The 22908-nt window shown below is 53.0% G+C and carries 15 protein-coding genes; 11 read left to right on the top strand and 4 right to left on the bottom strand.

The window, feature by feature from the left end; translation table 11 throughout:
* The 6 genes from A9753_RS06100 (at position 1) to typA (ending at position 10184) form a co-directional block, all read left to right on the top strand.
* Positions 1 to 987: an ABC transporter permease gene (locus tag A9753_RS06100; RefSeq protein ID WP_083090353.1), complete on the top strand. Its 987-nt coding sequence runs from the start codon at positions 1 to 3 to the stop codon at positions 985 to 987.
* Positions 984 to 3110 (top strand): ABC transporter ATP-binding protein, encoded by a 2127-nt coding sequence (locus A9753_RS06095; protein ID WP_067781858.1) that lies wholly within the window; start codon positions 984 to 986, stop codon positions 3108 to 3110. The genes A9753_RS06100 and A9753_RS06095 overlap by 4 nt, the downstream gene beginning before the upstream one ends.
* Before the next feature lie 392 nt (positions 3111 to 3502).
* Positions 3503 to 5203 (top strand): ABC transporter family substrate-binding protein, encoded by a 1701-nt coding sequence (locus A9753_RS06090; protein WP_067781856.1) that lies wholly within the window; start codon positions 3503 to 3505, stop codon positions 5201 to 5203.
* Positions 5204 to 5569: 366 nt separating this feature from the next.
* Positions 5570 to 7264 carry an ABC transporter family substrate-binding protein gene (locus A9753_RS06085; RefSeq protein ID WP_067781854.1) on the top strand — a complete coding sequence of 565 codons (1695 nt, stop codon included), beginning with the start codon at positions 5570 to 5572 and terminating at the stop codon, positions 7262 to 7264.
* 106 nt (positions 7265 to 7370) lie between these two features.
* The gene (locus tag A9753_RS06080; RefSeq protein WP_141673336.1) at positions 7371 to 8033 is read left to right on the top strand and encodes a hypothetical protein; all 663 of its coding nucleotides are present in this window, start codon (positions 7371 to 7373) and stop codon (positions 8031 to 8033) included.
* A 228-nt stretch (positions 8034 to 8261) separates the two neighbouring features.
* A complete protein-coding gene (gene typA / locus A9753_RS06075) occupies positions 8262 to 10184 on the top strand; it encodes a translational GTPase TypA (protein WP_067781850.1) in 1923 nt (640 codons plus the stop codon).
* Positions 10185 to 11057: 873 nt separating this feature from the next.
* On the opposite strand, the gene A9753_RS09820 is transcribed toward typA, so the two are convergent.
* Positions 11058 to 11237 (bottom strand): hypothetical protein, encoded by a 180-nt coding sequence (locus A9753_RS09820; protein WP_176702751.1) that lies wholly within the window; start codon positions 11235 to 11237, stop codon positions 11058 to 11060.
* A 537-nt stretch (positions 11238 to 11774) separates the two neighbouring features.
* Between A9753_RS09820 and A9753_RS06060 the strand changes: the two genes are divergently transcribed.
* Positions 11775 to 13712: a VanW family protein gene (locus tag A9753_RS06060; RefSeq protein ID WP_067781840.1), complete on the top strand. Its 1938-nt coding sequence runs from the start codon at positions 11775 to 11777 to the stop codon at positions 13710 to 13712.
* Between the two features lie 202 nt (positions 13713 to 13914).
* The gene (gene fdxA, locus A9753_RS06055; RefSeq protein WP_067781837.1) at positions 13915 to 14244 is read left to right on the top strand and encodes a ferredoxin; all 330 of its coding nucleotides are present in this window, start codon (positions 13915 to 13917) and stop codon (positions 14242 to 14244) included.
* A 190-nt stretch (positions 14245 to 14434) separates the two neighbouring features.
* Here fdxA and A9753_RS10015 read toward each other — a convergent pair whose 3' ends face one another.
* The gene (locus A9753_RS10015; RefSeq protein ID WP_176702750.1) at positions 14435 to 18499 is read right to left on the bottom strand and encodes a carboxyl transferase domain-containing protein; all 4065 of its coding nucleotides are present in this window, start codon (positions 18497 to 18499) and stop codon (positions 14435 to 14437) included.
* The gene (locus tag A9753_RS06045) at positions 18499 to 19218 is read right to left on the bottom strand and encodes a Maf family protein (protein WP_342668225.1); all 720 of its coding nucleotides are present in this window, start codon (positions 19216 to 19218) and stop codon (positions 18499 to 18501) included. The genes A9753_RS10015 and A9753_RS06045 overlap by 1 nt, the downstream gene beginning before the upstream one ends.
* Positions 19219 to 19220: 2 nt before the next feature.
* Here A9753_RS06045 and A9753_RS06040 point away from each other — a divergent pair, with 2 nt between their 5' ends.
* The 3 genes from A9753_RS06040 to A9753_RS06030 all read left to right on the top strand — a co-directional run bounded on the left by A9753_RS06040 (position 19221) and on the right by A9753_RS06030 (position 22095).
* Complete coding sequence (locus A9753_RS06040; RefSeq protein WP_067781830.1) at positions 19221 to 20267, top strand: biotin--[acetyl-CoA-carboxylase] ligase; 1047 nt, start codon at positions 19221 to 19223, stop codon at positions 20265 to 20267.
* A gap of 1 nt (position 20268) precedes the next feature.
* On the top strand, positions 20269 to 21306 hold the full coding sequence (locus A9753_RS06035) for an adenylate/guanylate cyclase domain-containing protein (RefSeq protein ID WP_067781827.1): 1038 nt from the start codon (positions 20269 to 20271) through the stop codon (positions 21304 to 21306).
* 96 nt (positions 21307 to 21402) lie between these two features.
* Complete coding sequence (locus A9753_RS06030; RefSeq protein WP_067782319.1) at positions 21403 to 22095, top strand: VTT domain-containing protein; 693 nt, start codon at positions 21403 to 21405, stop codon at positions 22093 to 22095.
* A gap of 202 nt (positions 22096 to 22297) precedes the next feature.
* Here the strand turns inward: A9753_RS06030 and A9753_RS06025 are convergent, their stop codons facing one another.
* The gene (locus A9753_RS06025; RefSeq protein WP_067781824.1) at positions 22298 to 22837 is read right to left on the bottom strand and encodes a GtrA family protein; all 540 of its coding nucleotides are present in this window, start codon (positions 22835 to 22837) and stop codon (positions 22298 to 22300) included.
* Positions 22838 to 22908 lie beyond the last annotated feature (71 nt).

The following is a 22908-nucleotide window of genomic DNA, read 5'->3' as shown; positions in this document are numbered from 1 at the left end:
ATGGCTAAAACAGAACTTAATCAAGGTGACCTAGTGCACGGCGGAACGGATGGTGCAAGCGCTATTGCTTCTGCAGCACAAGAAGAAATCGAAGTTGTTGAAAACCAGCGTGCCGCTAAGCGTCTGAGCCGCGGCGAGATCTTCCGTCGCCGTTTCCTACGTAACCGCAGCGCTGTCATCGGTCTTATCGGTTTCCTTGGCATTATCTTGCTAGCCCTCGTCGGCCCCATGATTAGCCCTTGGCACTTTACTGAGTCCGACTTCCTTAGTTTCCATACACCACCCGACGCCAACCACTGGCTGGGCACCACCAAGGATGGTTCTGATGTTTTCGCTATGACCGTTGAAGGGTTGCGTAAGTCCCTCGTTATCGGTCTATCCGTGGCAACTATTCAGATCGTCGTGGCTACCACTATTGGTAGTGCTGCCGCCTACTTCGGCGGTTGGTTCGATAAGTTAGCCCTTTGGGTCATTGACCTCATGCTCGTGATCCCTGCCTTCCTCACCATCGCTATTATTTCCCAGCGCGTGAGTGCAGAATCCAAGGGAAGCGTGTGGATGTTCATTATCCTGCTTGGTGCTTTCGGCTGGATGCTTACTTCTCGTGTGGTCCGCTCCATGACGTTGTCGGTACGTAACCAGGATTACGTCACTGCTGCTAAGTACATGAGTGTTCCCGCTCCTGTGATTATTGTGCGTCACATCATCCCGAACATTTCCTCCTACCTCATCATCGACTTCACTCTCGGTGTGGCAGCAGCAGTGCTCAGCGAAACGACCTTGAGTTACTTCGGATTCGGTGTGAAGCCGCCGAATACCTCACTGGGTACCCTGATCGCTCAGTCGCAGGGTGACGTGGTGGTTTATCCTTGGACCTTTATTGCTCCCGCACTGGTCCTGGTTGTCATGCTCGTGTGTATCAACCTTATTGGTGACGGCGTGCGCGACGCACTCGATTCCTCATCCAAGTCTGGAGGCCAAGCATGAGCCGTAAGAACCAAGGAACTCCCGTATTTGAGTCTAACGATCTTCCTGATCGCCAGTCTTCTGCCCCTCTACTTGAGGTGAATGATCTTCGTGTCTCCTTCCCCTCAGAAAACGGTAAGGTCAACGCTGTTCGTGGCGTAAACCTTCGCGTGGATTCTGGAGAGGTCGTTGCTTTGGTGGGTGAGTCCGGTTCTGGTAAATCCGTGACGTCGACCGCCATCATGGGGCTGCTTGATGAGACTGCCCAAGTGTCTGGCTCGGTGAAACTCCACGGTCGTGAACTGCTCGGCCGCTCCGACAGTTACATGTCGAAGATCCGCGGTTCACAGGTTTCCATGATTTTCCAGGATCCGCTCAGTGCTCTTACCCCCGTGTATACGGTTGGTACACAGATCGTTGAAGCGCTCAAAATCCATACAGGAATGAGCGAGTCCGATGCCTGGAAGCGTGCGGTTGAACTCCTTGACCTTGTTGGCATTCCAAACCCCTCTGTTCGCGCCAAGGCTTACCCGCACGAATTCAGTGGTGGTATGCGTCAGCGCGCCGTGATCGCTATCGGTATTGCTAATAATCCTGATCTGATCATCGCCGATGAGCCGACTACGGCTCTTGACGTGACTATTCAGGCGCAGATCCTGGATGTTCTCAAGACCGCCCAGCACGAAACTGGTGCAGGCGTCATCATGATCACCCACGACTTGGGTGTTGTTGCTGGTATGGCTGATCGCGTCGCGGTGATGTATGCCGGTCGTATCGTGGAAAAGGGGCGTGTTGATGACATTTTCTTCAATCCTCGCATGCCCTACACCATTGGGTTGCTTGGCAGTCTTCCTCGACTGGACTCTAAGAAAGATTCTGCTTTAGCAACCGTTGAGGGCAACCCGCCGTCATTACTTGAGCTGCCCACCGGCTGCCCCTTTGCACCCCGCTGCCCCATGGCTGAGCCTGAGTGCAGTGCAGGCGAACCTGAACTCGCAGACGTTGAGCAAGGCGCCCGCCACTTCAGCGCTTGCCGTCGCTTCCCGGAGATTGGGGCAAAGAACCTTCAGTACACTGATATATTCCCCGTACCTCCGCTGAAGCATTCTGAAGAACTCAACCTTCCTCACGAAGAACGTGAAGAGGTGTTGCGTGTTGACGGTCTGGTCAAGGAATTCCCCTTGATGAAGGGGGCAGTGTTTAAGCGTCGCGTAGGCACTGTCCATGCCGTCGATGGCCTCTCCTTCGACGTTCGCCGTGGTGAAACCCTCGCACTCGTGGGTGAATCCGGCTGTGGTAAGACCACTACGCTTCTTGAGGTTCTTAATCTGGCAAAACCTCAGGACGGCACGATCGTCGTGCTAGGGAAAGATACAGCAGATGTCAGTCGCCGTGAACGACGTAATCTGCGTCGCGACGTCCAGATTGTTTTCCAGGACCCCATGGCCTCTCTAGACCCGCGCCTTCCTATCTTTGACATCATTGCTGAGCCTCTTCAGCACAACGGATGGAAGAAAAAGGACATCGGCCCCCGCGTTGAGGAGTTGATGGCGCTGGTAGGCCTTGAGCCGAGCCACGCTAACCGTTACCCTCGTAACTTTTCTGGTGGTCAGCGCCAGCGTGTGGGCATCGCTCGCGCATTGGCATTGAATCCTAAGTTGCTGGTCCTTGACGAACCCGTTTCCGCTTTGGACGTGTCCATCCAGGCAGGTGTCATCAACTTGCTTGATGAATTGCGGGCAACTCTTGGTCTGAGTTATCTCTTTGTTGCTCACGACTTGTCCGTAGTGCGACACATCGCAGATCGCGTTGCTGTCATGTACTTGGGCAAGATTGTGGAAATCGGTGACGTTGACGAAGTCTTTAGCGCTCCTGCTCATCCCTACACTCAGGCTTTGCTCTCCGCCATTCCGATCCCTGATCCAGAAAAGGAACGCACCCGCTCACGCATCATCCTCGAAGGCGATCTGCCCAGTCCGGCAAACCCGCCCTCAGGCTGCCGTTTCCGTACGCGTTGCCCCAAGTTCGCCATGTTGAACGCGGAGCAGCAGGAGAGTTGCTTGAGTGCAATGCCTGAGCATGTCACGCTTGGTGACGACCACACCACTGCGTGCTACTACCCTGAACGAACCAACGTGTTCTAAAGCGCTGATTTTACGGTGAAAGGGGTCCCGCCAGATGATGGCGGGACCCCTTTCACTTGTTCATCATGTGGACATGGCGAGGATGTTTTCTAATTGTTATACGGTTGTTACTTTTGAGTGTCTTTGTATAACTATTCATAAGAAGGTTGGTGAAACTTTCTTGTCAGCGTCTTTTTTTACTGGCCTATTCGAAGGTATTAGTGCACTTATGCATTAATGTCTCGATAGTGAAATGTGACATTTGTGTGACAGGAGGGTCACGATGTGGTCCCAATTACAGTTCATTCTGTGAGAAGAATTGTCCTGATGCTGAGATGTGTGGTCTCATCGTTTCACCATCGGTGTTCTGGATACCACCAGAGCATCAAAATTCTCGACGAACGGATACTCACATGATGATCAACCGCCGATTGTTCCTCGCTGGCACTGCGTCTACGGCGATGCTGGCGGCACTGGCAGCCTGCTCAGGCAAGAGTGGTGACGGCTCGACGAAATCCGATGGCTCCGTCTCCAAGCTTGCAGCATCAGATATCAATGAAATGGCGCGTGACAAAGTCGCCGATGGCGGCAAGTTAGTCCTGCCTCTTGATGCGATGATTCCTCAGTACAACCCTCTGCATATTGATGGTCAAATTGCCGACAACGGTAACGTGCTTCAGATGTTTATTGGTTGCTCTAACTGGTTATACAAGCCAGATGGTACTTTTGAAGTGCGCAAGGACTTTTGTGAGTCCTACACCGTTGATGAAAAAGACGGCAAGACTGTTGCCACGTTGAAGTTGAATCCCAAAGCAAAATGGAACAACGGTGATTCCATTACCTGGGAAGACTATGAGTCATGTTGGAAAGCGTGTAACGGCGCAGATAAACAATATCTTGACGTAGTTGCAACTACGGATGGCTGGGATCATATTGAGTCCATCACTGCTGGTGGCGATGAATTTGAAGTTGTTGTGAAATTTACATCCATTTTCCCCGACTGGTCCAGCGTTCTTAGCCTGGTTATTCCACGTTCTTTAACGGCAACTCCTGAAGCATTTTCTTCTTGGACTGATCCGATGATGACCGAGTTTTCTACCGGTCCTTTCGTCATTACCAACCATGATCCCTCTTCTGGAAGCATTACGCTTGGCCGCAACGATCAGTGGTGGGGTGAGCCTGGCAAACTCGAAACGATCGTGATGCGTGTGATTGATGCCGATCAACTATCTGCTGCATTCGCCAATGGCGAGGTGGATGTTGTCCATAACATTATTGATGCAGCGTCCTACCAGCAGTGCGAGCAGCGAACCGATGGTGAGATTCGAGAAGCAAGTGGTCTGCAGTGGCGTCACTTTACGATTAATGGTTCTACAGGCGTTCTTGCTGATGAAAAGCTTCGTCAGGCTTTAGTTAAAGGTGTTGACTGCTTGACCATTGCGCAGGCTGATCTCCAGGGACTTCCAGTTCCGGCGGAGGATCTCATGTTGGGTAACCATCTTTTTATGGTTCAGTCGCATGGGTATGAAGATAACCGTGGTGAATTTGCTTTCGATAAGGATGCTGCAATCAAGGATCTTGAGGATCTCGGATGGGTTCTTCCTGAAGGCGGCAGTGTGCGCGAAAAGGATGGTCAGAAACTCTCGATCAAATACCTGCGTCTTCCCAACGTCTCCACCTCAGCTACTGAAGGTAAGGTCTTCCAGTCTTGTATGGAAGCCATTGGTTGTGAGGTTGTGATGGACGATACCAACCCGTCGGACTTCTTTACTCGTATCCGACAGGGCCAATATGAAGTTGTGACCTTCACCTGGGTGGGTACTCAGTATCCTATGGCAAACATTCAGCAGGTCTATGGCAAGGGGTCTGCGTCGAACTACACCGGTGTGTGGAGTGAGAAGTTGCAGGATCTCATTAAGCAGGTTGCTGAAGAGCCCGATGAAGAAAAGCGCATCAAGTTGGCCAATGAGGCAGACCGCGAAATTTGGCGTGAAGCTATTGTCCTCCCCATCTACAGCCGCGCTGACTACACCGCGGTTCCCAAGAGTCTGGCTAACTACGGTTCCTTCGGTATGTCCACCGTGCTTCCCGAAAATATCGGTTACGCCAAGTGACTTTCATAATCTTGCATCGTTAATGCTTTAGTGTGAAGCGATGATGCAAAACGCAGTGAATGGGTGTTTCGTATGCGATACGAAACACCCATTCACTGTCTGTGTGTGGGGCAAAGTAGACCTTGAGTGTTCCTTGTGAAGTCGGGACAAAAGTCTTATTTTTGAATGAATAATTGTGACATTGTGTGGGGATTTTTTGCATGATGTTCGATCATCATAGTGTGTTAATGAGATAAAACGTGAGATGTGACTCAGAACTATCATTGTGTGTGAACTAACTGTCATGATTCGCGTATAGTTCTAAATTAATCACCTGGTGATTCCGGGTGTGACGATGAATTCCGATAACCAGAATGGATGCATCACATGATGATTTCCCGCCGCTCTTTTATTGCCGGCTCAGCCTCTGTAGCCGTTCTGGCTGCGTTGGCTGCTTGTGATAAGAAGGAATCCGCCTCATCTGGCGGTAGTGTCTCCAGTTCAGATTTGGCTGCTTCCGACATTAACCCCATGGAACGTGACAAGGTTCAAGATGGTGGAACCTTTGTTATGCCCATCGAGGATTGGATCACAAACTTCAACCCCAACACTCCCGAAGGCTCCAACGGTGATAACCAGAGCCGTCTGGGAATGTGGACCCGTCCTACGAACTTCATCTTTGATGCTCACGGTGAGCGTTCACTGAACAACAACTTCTTGCTTGATACGAATGTTGAAGAAGTTGACGGTAAGACCGTTGTTACTCTTAAACTCAACCCTGCCGCTAAATGGAATAACGGCGAATCCATTACCTGGGAAGATTACGCCGCAACCAAGGCTGCCTGTGACGGTTCTGATCCCGCATTCGCTGAAGTAATTGGTAGTGACGATGGTTACCGCGACATGGAGTCTGTCGTTCGTGGCGCCGATGATTACGAAGTCATCATTACCTACAAGTTTGCATTCCCTGATTGGTCACAGCCTATTGATGAGGTTCTGCCTCGCTTCCTGTGCACTGACGCTGAAACATACAACAGCTGGACCACTCCTGAGCAGACAGAATACGCATCCGGTCCCTTTATTATTTCTGAAGCAGACAAGACGAAGGGCACCCTTACTCTTACACGTAACCCCAACTGGTGGGGTGATCCCGGTAAGCTCGACACCGTCGTGTTGAAGGTTATTGGTGCAGATCAGGCGCCCGCCGCATTTGCTAACAAAGAAATTGACTGTGTTAACTCCATCATTGACTCTGCCTCATATGAACAGTGCAGTTCCCGTGAAGATGGTGTGATTCGTCAGTCTTCCGGCTTGAGTTGGCGTCATTTCACCATTAATGGTGAAGCCGGTGTTCTGCAAGATCAAGCACTGCGTAAGGCTCTTCTGCCCGCCATCGATCGACTGACCATGGCTAAGGCTGACTTGCAGGGACTTCCTGTTCCCGCTGAAGAACTTATTTTAGGTAACCACTTCTACATGCCTGTTCAAGAGGGCTACCAGAATAACGCTCCTGAATTCGATCCTGAAGCCACCAAGAAGGCTCTTGATGAACTCGGATGGGTTCTTCCTGAAGGAGGCACAGTGCGTGAGAAGGATGGTGAGAAACTCTCCATCAAGTACCTGCGCCTTCCCAACACTTCCACCTCAGCCAACGAAGGTAAGATTCTTCAGGAAAACTTCGCCAAGGTTGGTTGCGAGGTTGTCATGGATGACGTCGCACCTGCAGACTTCTTCCCCCGCATTACTGAGGGTAATTTCGAGATTGTTACCTTCACCTGGACTGGTACTCCATACCCCGTAGCAAACGTGGGCCAGGTGTACGGTAAGGGCCAGGGTGGCAACTACGCCCACGTTTGGAGTCAGGAGATTCAGGATCTCATGCCCAAGATCGCTGGTGAAATGGATCCCCAGAAGCGGATCGAACTTGCCAACGAGTGTGACCGCGCCGTGTGGGATCTTGCTGCTGTGATTCCGATTTACAACCGCGCCTCTTACACCGCCGTTCCCTCCAACCTGGCTAACTACGGATCCTATGGTCTTCAGACCGTCCGCTCCGAAGATATTGGTTACGTCAAGGCCTGATTGCTGTGAGGGATCACCTTCCTAGGTGAGAACATCGCAAAAGTGAGCCGACGTCGATCTCAACTGATCGGCGTCGGCTCACATGTGTCTGTGACAGACTATGGATATGCCCACCGTTATCATTCGATCCCTTCCAGCAAGAATCTCCACCGTTCTCATCGCGCTGATCGCTCTGTACATCACCATTGTGGTCTGGTTGAGTGATGGATGGGGTAATGGCCTCGTGGCAGCAGCGATCACAGGGACCTTTAGCGCATGTGTATGGCTACTGTGGTGGGTGCCGATGATGCGATTAGATAACGACGGAATTTACGTGCGCAATGCTCTGAATTCATGGACTATTGGATGGGAAGAACTTACTGATACACGAACCCGATGGGGTCTTCTTCTTTTGACTGAACAAAGTACGATTCCTGTCTCCGCAGCCGGGCGTGGAGGTCTATGGACGGCTGTGCGTCGTGAGAGGACCGTTCCTGCCACTCGCGAGGAATACCTCACCCCTTCGGCCCATGTGTATAAAACACGTCTAGATTCTGATGATGCAGCGCATTTAGTGGAGTTATACCAAGAAGCCTGGCGTCACCATGCGCAAGCAGAAGAACGTGCGTATCAGCGTCAAGTGCGTCTTGCTGCGAAACGCCATCAATCAGTACCCCCACGAACTCACAAGCCCGTAACCGGTGTAGCGCGGCATGTGATGACGTCTTCATGGATTGTTATCGGGATGTGCGTTGTAGCGCTTGTCGCAGGATTTGTGATGAAGCCCTAGTTTTTCCCCGCTCGGGACGCATATCGATATATGCCGATATTTCAGTCTTCCGAGGGAGTGTAACGGCGAGGTGTCACATGGCACAGTCCTGCTAGGGCCTTGCCTGTAGCACACGGTCCCCCCTACCCATTAGCCTTATAACGCCATGCCTTAGGCATGTAGCGAGATTGATGGACTGCCCTGCGCTCGGTAGAGGCGGTCACCGCCTGATGGAAGAAGAAGCCTTTAATGACCGTGCGCCAAGATCTGCGCAATGTGGCAATTGTTGCCCACGTTGACCATGGAAAAACAACCCTCGTCGACGGAATGCTCTGGGAAGCCGGTGCCTTCGGCGCCCGAGCAACTGAAGAATCAACTGGCGATCGGGTTATGGACTCCGGTGAGCTCGAACGTGAAAAAGGCATCACCATCCTCGCCAAAAATACCGCAGTCCACTACCGCGGCCCGGCAGCACAGGAACTTGGACTTGATGATGGCATCGTCATCAACGTGATCGACACCCCCGGTCACGCTGACTTCGGTGGCGAAGTTGAACGTGGTCTGTCCATGGTTGATGGTGTGGTCCTCCTCGTTGATGCCTCTGAAGGACCCCTGCCTCAGACGCGCTTCGTTTTGCGTAAGGCCCTAGCCGCCTCCCTGCCCGTGATTCTCGTAGTCAACAAGGTTGACCGCCCTGACTCGCGTCTTGATGAAGTCGTTGCCGAATCTACTGATCTTCTCCTGAGCCTAGCTAGTGACCTATCCGATGAAGTTCCGGATCTTGATCTGGATGCCGTTCTTGATGTTCCCGTCATCTATGCTTCGGCCAAGGCTCGCCGCGCTGATACTGTTCAGCCCATCGACGGCCAGTTGCCTGCTAACGATGATCTTGAGCCCCTTTTCCGCACGATTATCGAGCGTATTCCCGGCCCTTCTTATGAGGACGATGCTCCTCTCCAAGCACATGTCACTAACCTTGACGCTTCTCCCTTCTTAGGTCGTCTCGCTCTTTTGCGCATCCACAACGGAACCTTGCGCAAGGGACAGAACGTCGCCTGGGCACGTCACGATGGCACCATCGCCAACGCTAAAATTACCGAACTGCTCGTCACCGAAGGCCTTGACCGCATTCCTGCGAATGAAGCACATGCTGGTGACATTGTTGCCGTCGCTGGTATTGAAGACATCACTATCGGTGAATCACTCGTTGACCCTGACGATCCTCGCCCTCTGCCTTTGATTACCGTTGATGACCCGGCTATCTCGATGACTATTGGTATCAACACCTCTCCGATGGCTGGTCGGACTAAAGGCGCTAAGGTGACTGCTCGTCAGGTGAAAGATCGTCTTGACCGTGAACTCATCGGTAACGTCTCTCTCCGCGTTTTGCCTACTACTCGCCCAGACGCTTGGGAAGTCCAGGGGCGCGGTGAATTGGCTCTGGCTATCCTTGTGGAGCAGATGCGACGTGAAGGTTTTGAACTCACCGTGGGCAAGCCCCAGGTTGTTACTAAGACCGTTGACGGTAAGCGTTATGAACCTGTTGAGCGCATGACTATCGACGTTCCCGAAGAACACCTCGGTGCTGTCACCCAGTTGATGGCTGCGCGTAAGGGCCGCATGGAAACGATGACCAACCATGGCACTGGCTGGGTTCGTATGGAATTCCTCGTTCCCGCTCGTGGCCTGATCGGTTTCCGTACTCAGTTCCTGACCGAAACTCGTGGTACTGGTATTGCTTCGTCCATCGCGGAAGGCTACGAGCCGTGGGCCGGTCCCATTGTTTCTCGTACTACCGGCTCACTGGTCTCTGACCGTGCAGGTGCTGTGACGGCATACGCTCTGATTCGTCTTCAAGATCGCGGCACTTTCTTCGTAGAACCCACGTGGGAAACATACGAAGGACAGGTCGTGGGTGAAAATCCCCGCAATGAAGACATGGATGTCAACGTGGTCCGCGAAAAGCAGCAGACGAACATGCGCTCAGCCACTGCTGACAGTTTCGAAGGCCTTACCCCTCCTCGTCACCTCACGCTTGAAGAAGCACTTGAGTTCGCTGCCGATGACGAGTGCGTTGAGGTAACCCCCGATGCCGTTCGTATCCGCAAGGTGATTCTCAATAGCCAAGAACGCTTCCGCGAGAACTCTCGTCGCCGACGTGCCGATGGCTGAGTTTATTGACTAACTCTAAAGTGTTGTGAGGGTCAATCAGCAATGCTGATTGACCCTCACTGCATGATTTATACAGATGCAGTGAGTTTTCGGAAGAATTCATTGGTTAATTGATGCGCGTTATGAGGGGTCTCTATCATTGACTAATCGCTAGAAAAACCATGACATACTCATATTCAGGAAATAGTCAGGAAGGAGGACTGTGGCGTGAACTCTGGACTATCACCCTACGAGCGTCGCCCTGCTTCCGTCAGGAGACCCAAGCGAGTGCGTCGGCCTGCTTCGATTGACTCCCCTCCGAACGACAGTAATTCTCCTCGTCAGCCTGAGCCCTCTTTTCAACCGCAGCGACGAACACCTCGCCCTCCCTCAGCGCCGATTCGTACAAAAGCTTCCCAGGGCAATGATGTCCTGGAGGCTTCGAATGATGTTTCCCAAGAACTCAGCGCCATCATCCACACTCCCGTGCTCAGCCGCAGGCAACGCCGTCAACAAGAACGACTCACTGAAAACGCTCTATCTGCAACTGAATTTTGCGCTTTTCAGGATTCTCAGGACCCAGTAGACAATGACGCGGAAGACAAGCAACGGCGTCAAATATCCCAAGAAACATCCTCAACAGAAACCACGCCTCTGCACGAGAGAGAAGCCACCAGTCGAGTAATATCCCGACCCACACCGCACTCAGCGCCTGCCCCATCTACTCCCTCTGAATCTCTATACCCAAAAACTCCCTCTGAACCCTGCCTTGCCTCATCTCGCCCCCTCTCCCGAAAAGACCTTCGTCGTCAAGGGAGCAGCAATATCCATAAAGACCCACACCTCACGCCTCATAGTGACATGTCCATCCTCAGACCAGAGCAGACGAGACAATCACTGAACACTGCAGGCCACAAATCTTCGGACCACCATGGCCATGAGGACATTGCGGTGGAACCCCAGAATCTCTGCCTCAATGGCACTATCGATGATGCGGACACGCAAATAGTTCAACCAAATGATCTTGAATCTGCGAATAATCCAAAACCAGCCCAGAATCACGGTGTATCTCAAGACTTTTTGCCTGCTGATCGGGACGATAGGCACAGTCAATGCTCAAACACATCACCTGTTCACGTCATCGACTCTGGTGAAACCAGAGACCCACATGCCTACCGTGTTTCTAGGTCTGTAAAGCAGCGAACTGAGGAATCAAGCGCCACTGACCTGCAACAGCAGTCGTTACCGGATTGTCAAGAATCATCTTGGGCTTCTTCCTTGCGAGAAGACTCAGGCAGTGACCACAATGGCCACGAGCCTGGCGTACATGCTGAGCCGTCCAACGCGGGCCAATCCTCCCAGCCCGACTGCTCTTGCTCTGAACATGACGATGAATCATTAACGTCAATAGAGCCAATATCGCAACATACAAGAACGCCTTCGCCTCGCCCTTTACAGGGGCACGCAGACGCTCACCCCACCCGCCACTGCTCGAAACCCTCTGACAACGTGCAGGCTCCCCGCCGCGTATGGCGTGAGTCAGAACTTCCTACCAGGCCAGTCAAAGAGACGCATCATGCGTCACCTTCAGCCCAACCGTTCCAGCAAGTTGTGCGATCTTTCCGTCGTGTTTGTTCCATTGCAGGTTTCAAAATTCTGGCATTGGCTCAAGCCTTAGGACACCGCTGGCACACGCTAGGACGAACCGTACACGTTGGTGTGGGAGTTGTTTTTCTTTTCCTTCTGGCCTACTCCGGTGCTGCTGTTGCCCTCAGTGGACATGCCCCCGCCAACACGGTGATTTCCGGTGTGGACATAGGGAAATTATCCAAGGCTGAGGCACGCCAACGCATAGAAACTGAGCTCACTCCACGGCTGAGTCAACCATTGACCGTGACAGCACAAGGCGGCAGTGCCATTCTGCATCCCGCCACGCTCAACCTCACCCTCGATACGGAATCTACCTTGTCGCCGCTCATTGACTTCACCCTCAACCCGGTGACGTTGGCCCGTCGCGCTTTCACCACCGCTCACCAGCCTGTGCGTACAAGCGTCGATATCACGGGTCTACATGCTGCTCTAGACGCCGATCTTCCAGTACTGTCCATGGGCGTGACTAACGCTTCGGTGACCTTAGACCACGGACAAGCCATCATCACTCCAGGAAGTAGCGGTGTGGGTGTAAACATCCCCCGTACATTGGGCATTCTTGCCACAACATGGCCACTTAATGCCACAAGCGAACCTCAACCATTCGGTGACGATGACGTGAGCGTCCGCAGTGGTGATCATGGCATCGTCATGGCCCTGCCCGAAGGAACAGTTGATCCGCCGATTACTGACACGGCTGCACAAGTCTTCGTCCATGATGTAGTGGAGCCGGTTTTGTCTGCCCCCATTACGCTTCTACCTCCGGACATATCAGCAGGAGATGCTGGTCAGGCGCCTGCAGCCTTGCCACCACTTATGCTGACGCCTGATCAACTTGTGTCGATGGCTAGTGTTCATGAGCAGAACAACACTCTCGTTCTTTCCCTCGATACCACCCAACTCGGAGATCTTGTTAGCGCCACCTACGGCGACTCCTTGAATATGCCAGGAAGCAATGCCCAATGGGCTGTTGACGGCGGAGAAAACCAAGCCCCCCGTATTACATCAGGAAAACCAGGGAGGATGATCGACCTGGCTTCCCTCGCTCAAAACATTGTGATCGCGGGAAGCACAGGGGGAACAGACTCTGCCGCCCAACTAGTTGGCGCAGGCATTACCCTCGATGACACTAAGGCCAATCGCAGTTATGAGTCAGTAGTCCCCGGTTCACGACAGGTGACGATCCCCTTGACCTTCCAAGCCCCCGTAGTCTCTGAAGATGACCTTCGGAGCATGGGAATCGTCAACATCGTGGGGGAGTATTCCACTCCTTTCACGTCAGATCCCAACCGTGATAAAAACCTGGTTCAAGGCTGTGAACAAATCAACGGCAAAATCGTCCAACCTGGCGATATTTTCTCCGTCAACGAAGCGCTAGGCACCGTAGATGAGGAGCACGGATTTGCTGCTGCCGGGGTCATTGTGGCTGAAGAACACATTGACGCGATGGGTGGAGGCTTGAGTCAAGTAGGCACCACAGTGTTCAACGCAGCCTACGAAGCAGGCATGGACGATATCGAACATACCCCGCATTCTCAGTACATCTCGCGCTATCCCGAAGGCCGTGAAGCAACCATTTGGACTGGAGAAAAAGACGTAAAGTTTAGAAACTCCACCCCTTACCCTGTGTTGATTCAAGCGTGGGTGGAAAACAACCGTGTCAATGTTCGCTTGTGGTCAACCCCGTACTACGACGTATCCATCACCACCAGCGAGCGAAGCAACATCATTGATTACGACACCATCGTTCGTTCTGGTGACGAATGCTATCCGCAACCCGATGGTGAACCAGGCTTCACCGTCACCATCATGCGAAAGCGTAGCCATGATGGCACCGCACTTCCTGATGAGTCACTTACCGTGCACTACAACCCCAATAATGTTGTGGTGTGCCAGTAAAGTTCCACAGTCACGTATCGTCATCCTTGATGATCATGCAGTGAATGTGAAAGTCATGTGGACCTTCGGCGTCAATGGTCAGTGAGCTGGGCAAGGTGAGCAATACTAGAGACAGAACAATAGCCCTACGCAACCAACCGGGGCTTACCGTGAGAAACCAGAGAGCACTCAATTTCTCTCTGCACTCTAGAGGAGGAAAACGTTGACCTACGTGATCGCCCAGCCGTGCGTCGATATCAAAGACAAGGCATGCGTCGACGAATGCCCTGTTGATTGCATCTACGAAGGTGAACGTAGCCTCTACATCAACGCCGACGAATGCGTCGATTGTGGAGCATGCGAGCCAGTTTGCCCCACTGAAGCCATCTTTTACGAAGATGACGTTCCCGATGAATGGGCTGACTACACCCGAGCCAATATCGACTTCTTCGAACTCAAGGGCTTGGGATCACCCGGTGGAGCACAGCGCGTAGGGGCTCTCAACTATGACGACCCCATGATTGCGGCACTGCCCCCACAGAACCAAGACTGACGATAACCTTTTGCACGCAAGGGCATCATCACGGGAATTACGTGATGATGCCCTTGCGTGCAAAAGGTTAATTCCTAGTGTTTACCGACGTATTAGTCGATGAGAAGCGCATCACTTTTCTTGCTTCTTTCACTCAATTCGTTAGTACCGAGTGAACGAGGGGGCAACCAGGTATGGAGCTTTCCTACACTCAGGAAGCAGAAAATGCCTGATCGTTTGGTTGTGGTAGAAGAGCAGCCAACTCATCCCACACGGCAGACATCGCAGGAATCAACGGTTCTGATGGCTCCTGCCAGTAACAACCTTCTGAATCTGGACAGAGACGAACCCAGGCCAACGCTGACGACTCACCATCTCCTGGAAGTGACAGTGCGGCGTCAGAATCCCCAACATGTTCGGCAACAAAAGTCGAATACGACCAATCACCATGATCCTGACGATGGCAGGGACCTACAACAAGGTCTGCCCTATTAATGCCAGTTTCTTCAGAGCACTCGCGTAACGCACCCTCAAGGGCGGACTCTCCGTCACATATGGCGCCCCCCGGAATACCCCATGTGCCCCCATGATGAGTCCATTGAGCGCGCAACTGGAGCAACACCTCAACGCCACTACTGACTCGCCGCCATACAAGAATCCCTGCAGCGCCGTTCAAGCCCCAGTGGGTAGCTCCGCATGAGCAACCCAACCACCCATCTCCAGGGTGACGCCCACGACCCACGACTGCGCCCTTCCACCCTTGACGAAGCAACGAACGTAACCGCGAACGCGTCTGAGAAGGATCGATGACCTCATCAATCCACCCCAACTTGACGCTCACATCCGGACTCTCACGGGATGCATACTCAGCAATAGCCTGAGCCTCAGCGCGTTGGGTGGCGTCGTCCCCTTCAGTATGAGCAAGGTGAGATAAATACTTGCGCTGAGTCACCCGCACGGCGCTCGCGGCATCCATCACGCCGACGCGGCTTGAGGGCCAAGCCAGAACGTGGGAATTACTCAGCGCCGCAGAGCCCAAAGCAACGAAAGCACCACCATAAGCTTTACCGGTCAGTAATGTGATGAGACGCGAAGAAGAGAGCGCATAGGCCTCAACTAATCGGGCCCCATGACGAATCGCGCCACCAGATTCAGCAGTAACCCCTGGCATGAAGCCTGGTGTATCAACAATTGTGAGGAGTGGAAGGCCAAGATCAGAGCACAGACGAACATGGTCAGCAGCTTTGTCGCTGGCTTCAGGAACAATTGCACCTGCTCCTACGCCCGGATTAGGAGCCACAATACCGACAGCAACCCCACCAATATGGCCAAATCCAGTCACCATTGCGGGAACGAACTCAGGACGCAACTGTGTGAAATCACCACGATCACAGAGGGAAGAAATGACGCTGTGAACGTCGTAGGGCACGGAACGATCGTCAGGCACGACGCAGCAAATCGCTGAATCGGTCACCATCACATCGGCTGAAGCACTCGATGGAATGAAACGGAAACGATTGCCTCCCAAAGGAGCGAAGTTGACCAGGTCACGAACCAACGACCAAGCATGAGTATCGCTATGTGCACGAAGATGACAAGTTCCAGCAGACTGAGCATGAACGGGGACGCCGCCAAGTTCCTGCGCGCTGACCTTCTCACCCGTAGCACGAGATAACACCGCGGGACCAGTGAGAAACATTGACGAGTTATCTTCCACCATGACCACTACATCAGCTAGAGCAGGAGCGTAGGCTGCCCCACCGGCTGCGGCACCAGTCACCACCGCAATGTGAAGAATAGATGAAGCATGCGCGATAGCAGACAAAATTAGGCCGACACCGCTGAGCGCATCGGTCCCTTCATCAATCCGGGCACCGCCACCATCCAGAACGGACACCACCGGCCAATTCTTATCAGCAGCATGAGCAATCAAGCGAGCAACGCGTCGAGATCCGCGTAAACCGATGGTTCCACCTTGGAAAGTGGGATCTTGAATCCACAATGCCACTGGAATGCCATTAATCCGAGCATAGGCGGTTAGGACACTGTCATCATCTACAACACCACTTAACGTGCCCTCATCGACAAGATCGTGGGCTTTTTTCCGTGCACTGGTGTGTTGGGGGCGTGGAGAGGACGAAGCATAGGAAGCGGTGGCACCTTGGGGCCTAGGGGCAACATGCTTAGAGTGATTAGTGTCCTTACCAGGCAGAGTATCTGGTGATACCGGAGAAATAGAAGCCATGACGTCACCTGTTTTGACAGTTGAACCCACTTCGGGGAAAGGATGCGTGCACCAGCCATCACATGGTGCGGCAAGAGTTAGACGCATCTTCATCGCTTCGATCACGCCGAGAATGTCACCTTTCCTGACTAACTCACCCTGGATTGAACGAGCGACAACGATGCCATCAATAGGTGCCTGAACCTTGACGGGAGCCAGCGGAGTGGGAGGAGATAAAGGGGCGGGGGTGGTAGAAGCCAACGTGTGTTTGAGATTAGCCTCAGGTTCAACGTCGAAACGGGGCGTTATTCCCTCAGCGTCATGGAATGCGCGTAGACCAGAGTGCATGAGCCACGAAGGAGTGACTCGGCCAGAACGAACATCACGATGCTCTGCAAGCCAGGAAACAAGTGGTGCTAAAGAGTCCACTCCACAAACAACTGTGCGATCGCAGATGGCCGCTAACAAATCCCATGCGCGCTCGCGGTTAGGTGCCCAGCAGATGAATAAAGCCAGCGGGTCAGAAAAATCAGAGCGAATACGATCGCCAGGCGAGAGAGCTGAATCAATGCGGAGACGATCAGAACTTTGGGGACGACAAGCTGAATCAATGCGGAGACGATCAGAACTCTGGGGACGACGAGCTGACTCATGAGAATTGCTCTTGACACCTGTCAGCTCACGATACTTGTCGACCGACTGGTTGAAGTTCGTGTTGACTGCCAGTAGTTCGTCAATAGATTCAGGCCAATGACGATGACCAATAACACCCGATGAGGGCACTAACGTGAGAGGGTCTTCGCTATAGATACGTCCCTCCACAGCGACGCCGTGGTTCTCCAAATGGTAAAGCGAAGCGTCAGAGTCGATATCTCTGTCGATGTGCGGAAAGAGTTCACAGAGAGTATGCCCTTGGGATATGGCGCACTGGAGTGCAACAAGATCAATACCCGTGACTTCCTCAGTTACCCCATGTTCCACTTGGAGTCGCGCATTGACCTCTAGAACCATGAAGTCGCTATGGGGCGTTGTGTGCTGAGGCACCTGTTCCCGAAGCGAATAAGCGTTTTCAAGAGTTTCTGACGGTGTGATGCTTGCGAATCGGACACCATCGCCAGTACCGGAGATATTGGCCGTGTTATCGAATAGATTCGTTTTACAAGGGTGAGCGGATGATTCTTCAGACACCACAGGAACAAGGAATTCCACTGTGGCCACACCGCACAAACCTGCTGCCGTGACTAACTGAGCAGCAGCCTGCTCCAAGCGAGTAACAAACGCGCTACTGAGACAAGGTGCTGGTGCGCACTCCATGATTTTCTGCCAACGACGCTGGACACTGCATTCACGTGTTCCGGCGCTGAGAACGCTACCCGTCCCATCAACGCAAATCTGCACTTCTATATGCCTGCAATCAGGAAGTGCCTGCTGAACCAACGCCCCGTCGGAAGGTTCCTCATTGAGACCCATCGCCTGCCATGCCAAGGCCATATCATCAGGTGAATTCACCATTGAGACGCCCCGGCCGCCGCCGCCACGGACACGCTTGAGCGCGCACGGAAAGCCGATAGATTGAGCTGCGCTGACGGCATCACTTAAAGATGAGAAAGGGCCCTTCCATGCAGGAACAGGAAGGCCGCACTCCTGAGCAAGTGACGCTAACGAAGCCTTATCCGAACATAAGGACAAAGCTGATGCTGACGGCCCTAGCCACGTCATCCCTGCTTCGTTGACCAATAAGGCAAAATAGGGATCCTCAGCAACAAAGCCAACTCCAGGGTGGACCATGTCCGATCCCAGTCGCTGAGCACAGTTAACGAGAGATGCAATATCGGTATAACTGCTGATTTCTAGTGCATCATCGAGGCACTGTACCCACGTCGAATCGCGATCCATGGGGACGAATACGCCAACAGCGCGCCACCCCAACGCATGAACAGTTCGAGCCACACGAGCAGCCACCGACCCGCGAGCAGCGATGAATACCGTCTGGGTAGTCTTGGGGAAGGCGGGAAGCGACGTCACGGCGTCGAGAAATATAGGAAATGTCACTAGCGCGCCCACAACGAGGTCCACACAATGCCATGCTGAGCGAGCATCGTTCGAAGTAAAGGCAAAGAGATTCCCACAACGCCGTGGTGATCGCCTTCGATGCGAGAAACAAAAGCTCCACCAAGGTTATCGATGGTGAACGCTCCAGCACACCACAGGGGCTCACCGCTGGCTACATAGTCAGTAATCTCTTGTTCGCTCACTTTGGCGAAATGAATGATCGCTTGAGAGAGTTCCGTATGAGGCTGGCCCACCATTCGGTTGTTTTCATCAAGAACAACCACACTATGGCCCGTATGAAGAGTACCCTGGGCACCACTCATGAGACGCCACCGGCGCACTGCATCCTCAGCATTCGTGGGCTTCCCCCACACCTGGCCTTCAAACTCCAGCATGGAATCACAGCCCACAAGCACTGTTTGACCATCTGGAAGCATCGTTGCAGGCTGAAACTCGCATGAGGCCTGCCCGCCATCAGCAATCCACTGCTGTGTAACGTCAACAACTTTGCTCTGAGCTAGATGCGCCACCTGCTCAGCAGGCGTTGTGCGGTGGCCTAACTCATCAGCCAAAGAGCGTAAGGCCGCAGGTTCATCAAGGCCAGACACGCGTACCACCGGATCGATACCTGCAGCACGCAAGGTGGCTAAACGACCGGAGGACTGAGAGGCAAGAACTAACACAAGACCAGAGTACTGAACTTCCCCGATAGAGTTCACACGTGACCACCAGCGCCCCCACTCAGCCAACCACTCCCATTCGAGTCACTATTGTTGATGAAACGGGCTCGACACAGACTGATCTTCATAGGTTACTTACGCACACGGACGGAACGCTTAATCTTGGGGCCGTTGAACAGTGGCCTCATCTCAGTGGATTGCGCGCTCGTCACCAGACCGCAGGACGCGGACGAGGCACTCATACCTGGACCACGACGCCGGACTCCTCAGTACTTCTGTCTACCGTCCTTCGCCCCGCCTTGCCATCACACTATTTGCCGTGGATTCCGATTGTTTCTGGCCTAGCTGTACGTGACACGGTTGCTGAGTTTTTACAAAACCGGCCTTTCTCGCATCAGGGGAGTGGGACTTCTTATCGTGATAAGGATGCTGGTGACCACGTGGATGCTTCCGGTGGTCTGGCTAGCGGTATGGAAAGTGACGTCAACAATCTCGTCATGACGAAATGGCCTAATGATGTTCTCGTTGTTTCCTCCTTAACTGACGATAAGGATGCGGATAAACGGATTCCTGGCTGGGGGCTAGACCGCAAAATTGCCGGAATACTCACTGATGTCTACTTCCCAAACCCACACCAATCAATGACAGATCATGGACACGAAGAGGGGTGGAAAAAGCGAATGGGGGCATGTGTCGTGGTTGGTATTGGCATTAACGTGACGCAAACACCTCAGGAACTTCCCGTCCCTTGGGCTACCTCTCTTGCACTTCATGGAGTGCAAGTTACAGCCGAGGATGTGTGTGCGCGCTTGTGTTGCCACTTCGCCAAGCGTGTTACTCACCTTGAGCAGTGTTACTGGGAGTACGACGAGCCAATGAGTGCAATCCGTCAGGAGATTGAGCGTACTTCACGGACGCTTGGTCGTGATGTTAGTGTCAATACCCCCTCGGGGACACTAACGGGGCGAGCAGTGGGCATTTCGCCAGCCCTCGTTCTTCAAACGCGACAAGGACGTGTTGAGGTTGGTGCGGGGGATGTGGCTTATGTTCGGCGTGCAGGGGAAGCGGAACCTGCACCACTGTTGTGATATGCGCTACTCTTACGCGGTGGACTTAACCAACCCCGAATCGACCCTGACCGGGCACCAGTACGCCCTACTGGGCGGCGAGCGGACCCTTACTCTCATCGACCTTGCCAATAAAGCAGGTGTCAGTGTCACCCAAGCCCAGCAATTCTGGCGTTCCATGGGTTTTGCTGACATTCCCCCGGACCGTCCCGCGTTCACCGATGCGGATGTTCACGCGTTGAAAAATGTCAGCAACCTGGTGACGTCACATGCTGTTGATGAAGACACCTCCAGTGAATTACTGCGCGCCCTGTCCTTCACCATGGATCGTCTTGTTCTTTGGCAGCTCGAAGCCCTTGTCAGTGACGTTTCACGCCGCCTGAGTTTGGATGACACTTCAGCACGCCTTGTGGTGCTTGACCATATGAGCGAGATGGTTCCCGCACTTACCGAGCAACTCACTTATGCTTGGAAGCGTCACATGGCAGCTCTACTCGGGCGTACGGATTCTGAAGTTGCTCAGCGTGGTCCCGAAGAGGCTGGTCCCGATTACTACCCGCTCACCCGAGCATTGGGGTTCGTTGACATCGTCTCCTTCACCCAAAAAGCTCAGCGCATGGGGAAAAAAGACCTCACCAATCTACTTCAAGACTTCGAAAACACCGCACGTAATGTGGTGACCTCACGTGGTGCTCGAGTCGTCAAAACCATTGGTGACGCCGTGATGTACATTGCTGATGATCTCACCACCGCAGCCGATGTTGTGACTGCTCTCGTCGACGAACTCCAGCGTGGCCCCGAAATGATTCTCGTTCGTGCCTCGCTCGTCTATGGTCGTGTGGTTTCGCGGAGTGGGGACGTGTTCGGGCCCACCGTGAACCTCGCTTCACGTCTCGTTGATACTGCACCTCCTGGTGGTATTCGGATGGATGAATCGACGGCGCGGGCCATTGAACGCAGCGATCTTAGTGAACGCTATGATGTGGAGCGGTGTCACGAAGTAGTGACCAAGGGGCTGGGGACGATCGTTCCTTGGGCACTGACTGCTAAGAGTGAGTGAGGGATAACAATTCCTATTATTCTGCCCATGCTGATGAGCAGATAGGATAATTCGGTGACTGATATTGCCACCCTGATTCCCCATATCAACTCCTTGATGATCCACAGCCATCAGGCCACACTTGGCCCCCAATGGCTAGACCCTGCCTATCTCATTAACTCTTTTGTTGCATGGATTGGTCCTTGGGCCATCTTGGGGGTCATGCTGGTTATCTTTGCTGAGACAGGACTCTTGGTAGGGTTCTTCCTTCCCGGTGACTCTCTCCTTTTCACCCTCGGTATGTTCGTGGGGACAGGAACTGTCGGTGTATCTATCTGGCTCGCTGCACCACTGGTGTACCTGGCTGCCATTCTTGGTAACCAGTGTGGGTACTTCATCGGTTATAAAGCCGGTCCGGCTGTTTTTGACCGTCCAGATTCACGTTTTTTCAAGAAAGAGTATGTGGATCGAACCAGCGAATTTTTTGCTAAACATGGTGGAAAAGCAGTCACTTTGGCGCAGTTCGTACCCATCGTGCGTACTTTTACTCCTGTGATGGCTGGCGTAGGTAAAATGCACTATCGCCATTTCTTCATGTTTAATGTTCTCGGCGCTACATTTTGGGCTTTCGGCATTACCTGGTTGGGCTACTTCCTTGGATCGGTAAAATTCATCCAGGAGAATATTGATGTCATTATTTTGGCTATCGTCTTTGTGTCCGTGCTGCCAATGATGATCTCTTGGCTTTCTAACCGTTTTTCCTCAAAGCGTGAAGCAAACCGAACAGCCGGCAGTCGTGAAGTGAAGTAACTCTTCTACTGATATCCAATGGGGTGATCCTGCTGGGTCATGGGGTGTGGCATGGCGGGTGCGTCGCCACGATTGCGTGCCTGGTCATCACCCTCGTGAACCCTGCACTGGAAGAGGGGGGGCAGCGTGGAAGGTGAACGCTGTGCTGAAATAGTGTTCAGCGTAGAACGTATGGACTCGCTGTATAGCGAAATTTGATGAGTCAGTCGTCAATTTCGATTTCAGGCGGGCCGCCGAGCGCTGAAGCGAGTTCAGCCCCTTCCAGGGCAGGTGTTTGCTTGTGCCCGGTGAAGACGATGTAGTGATAGAAGATGAAACGGAAGGCAGTTCCTAAACCAAAGCCCACGACGTAGGCAGCAACGTTGTCAGCTAGCGGGCCATGCATGTGCAGAATATGGTGAGTGAAAAGCAAACAGAACTGCGTAATACCCACACCACCGATGTTGGCGAAGGCGAACAAGATTGCTTCGCGTGCAGCATTGTCTTGTGTTCGGCCACGGTAAGTCCACAGGCGGTTTGCTACCCACGAATAGAAGGTAGCAATGGTTGCTGAACAAACGTTTGCAGTATTGGGGTGACCAGAGAGAAATCCTAGCGGGCCGTGCTGAAACAGGTTAAACAAGCCCATATCGATGACGAAGGCGGTTGCGCCAACGAGTCCGAACTGAACGAACTCCTTTACCCAGGCCTGAATGCGTTCTCTCAGCGTCTTGGGGGACGATGAAGAGGAAGCGTCAGGCATGAGAAACCTCCTCGGGAGAGAAGCACCGGCAGGAATTGCCAGTAAAGGGTGGGACTACGGCCTCTGTCAGT

The sequence above is a fragment of the Actinomyces vulturis genome, assembly GCF_001687305.1.
GTDB classification, from domain to species: Bacteria; Actinomycetota; Actinomycetes; order Actinomycetales; family Actinomycetaceae; genus Actinomyces; species Actinomyces vulturis.
Note: the sequence above shows the minus strand (reverse complement) of the source record. Positions and strands in the feature narration are given on the sequence as shown.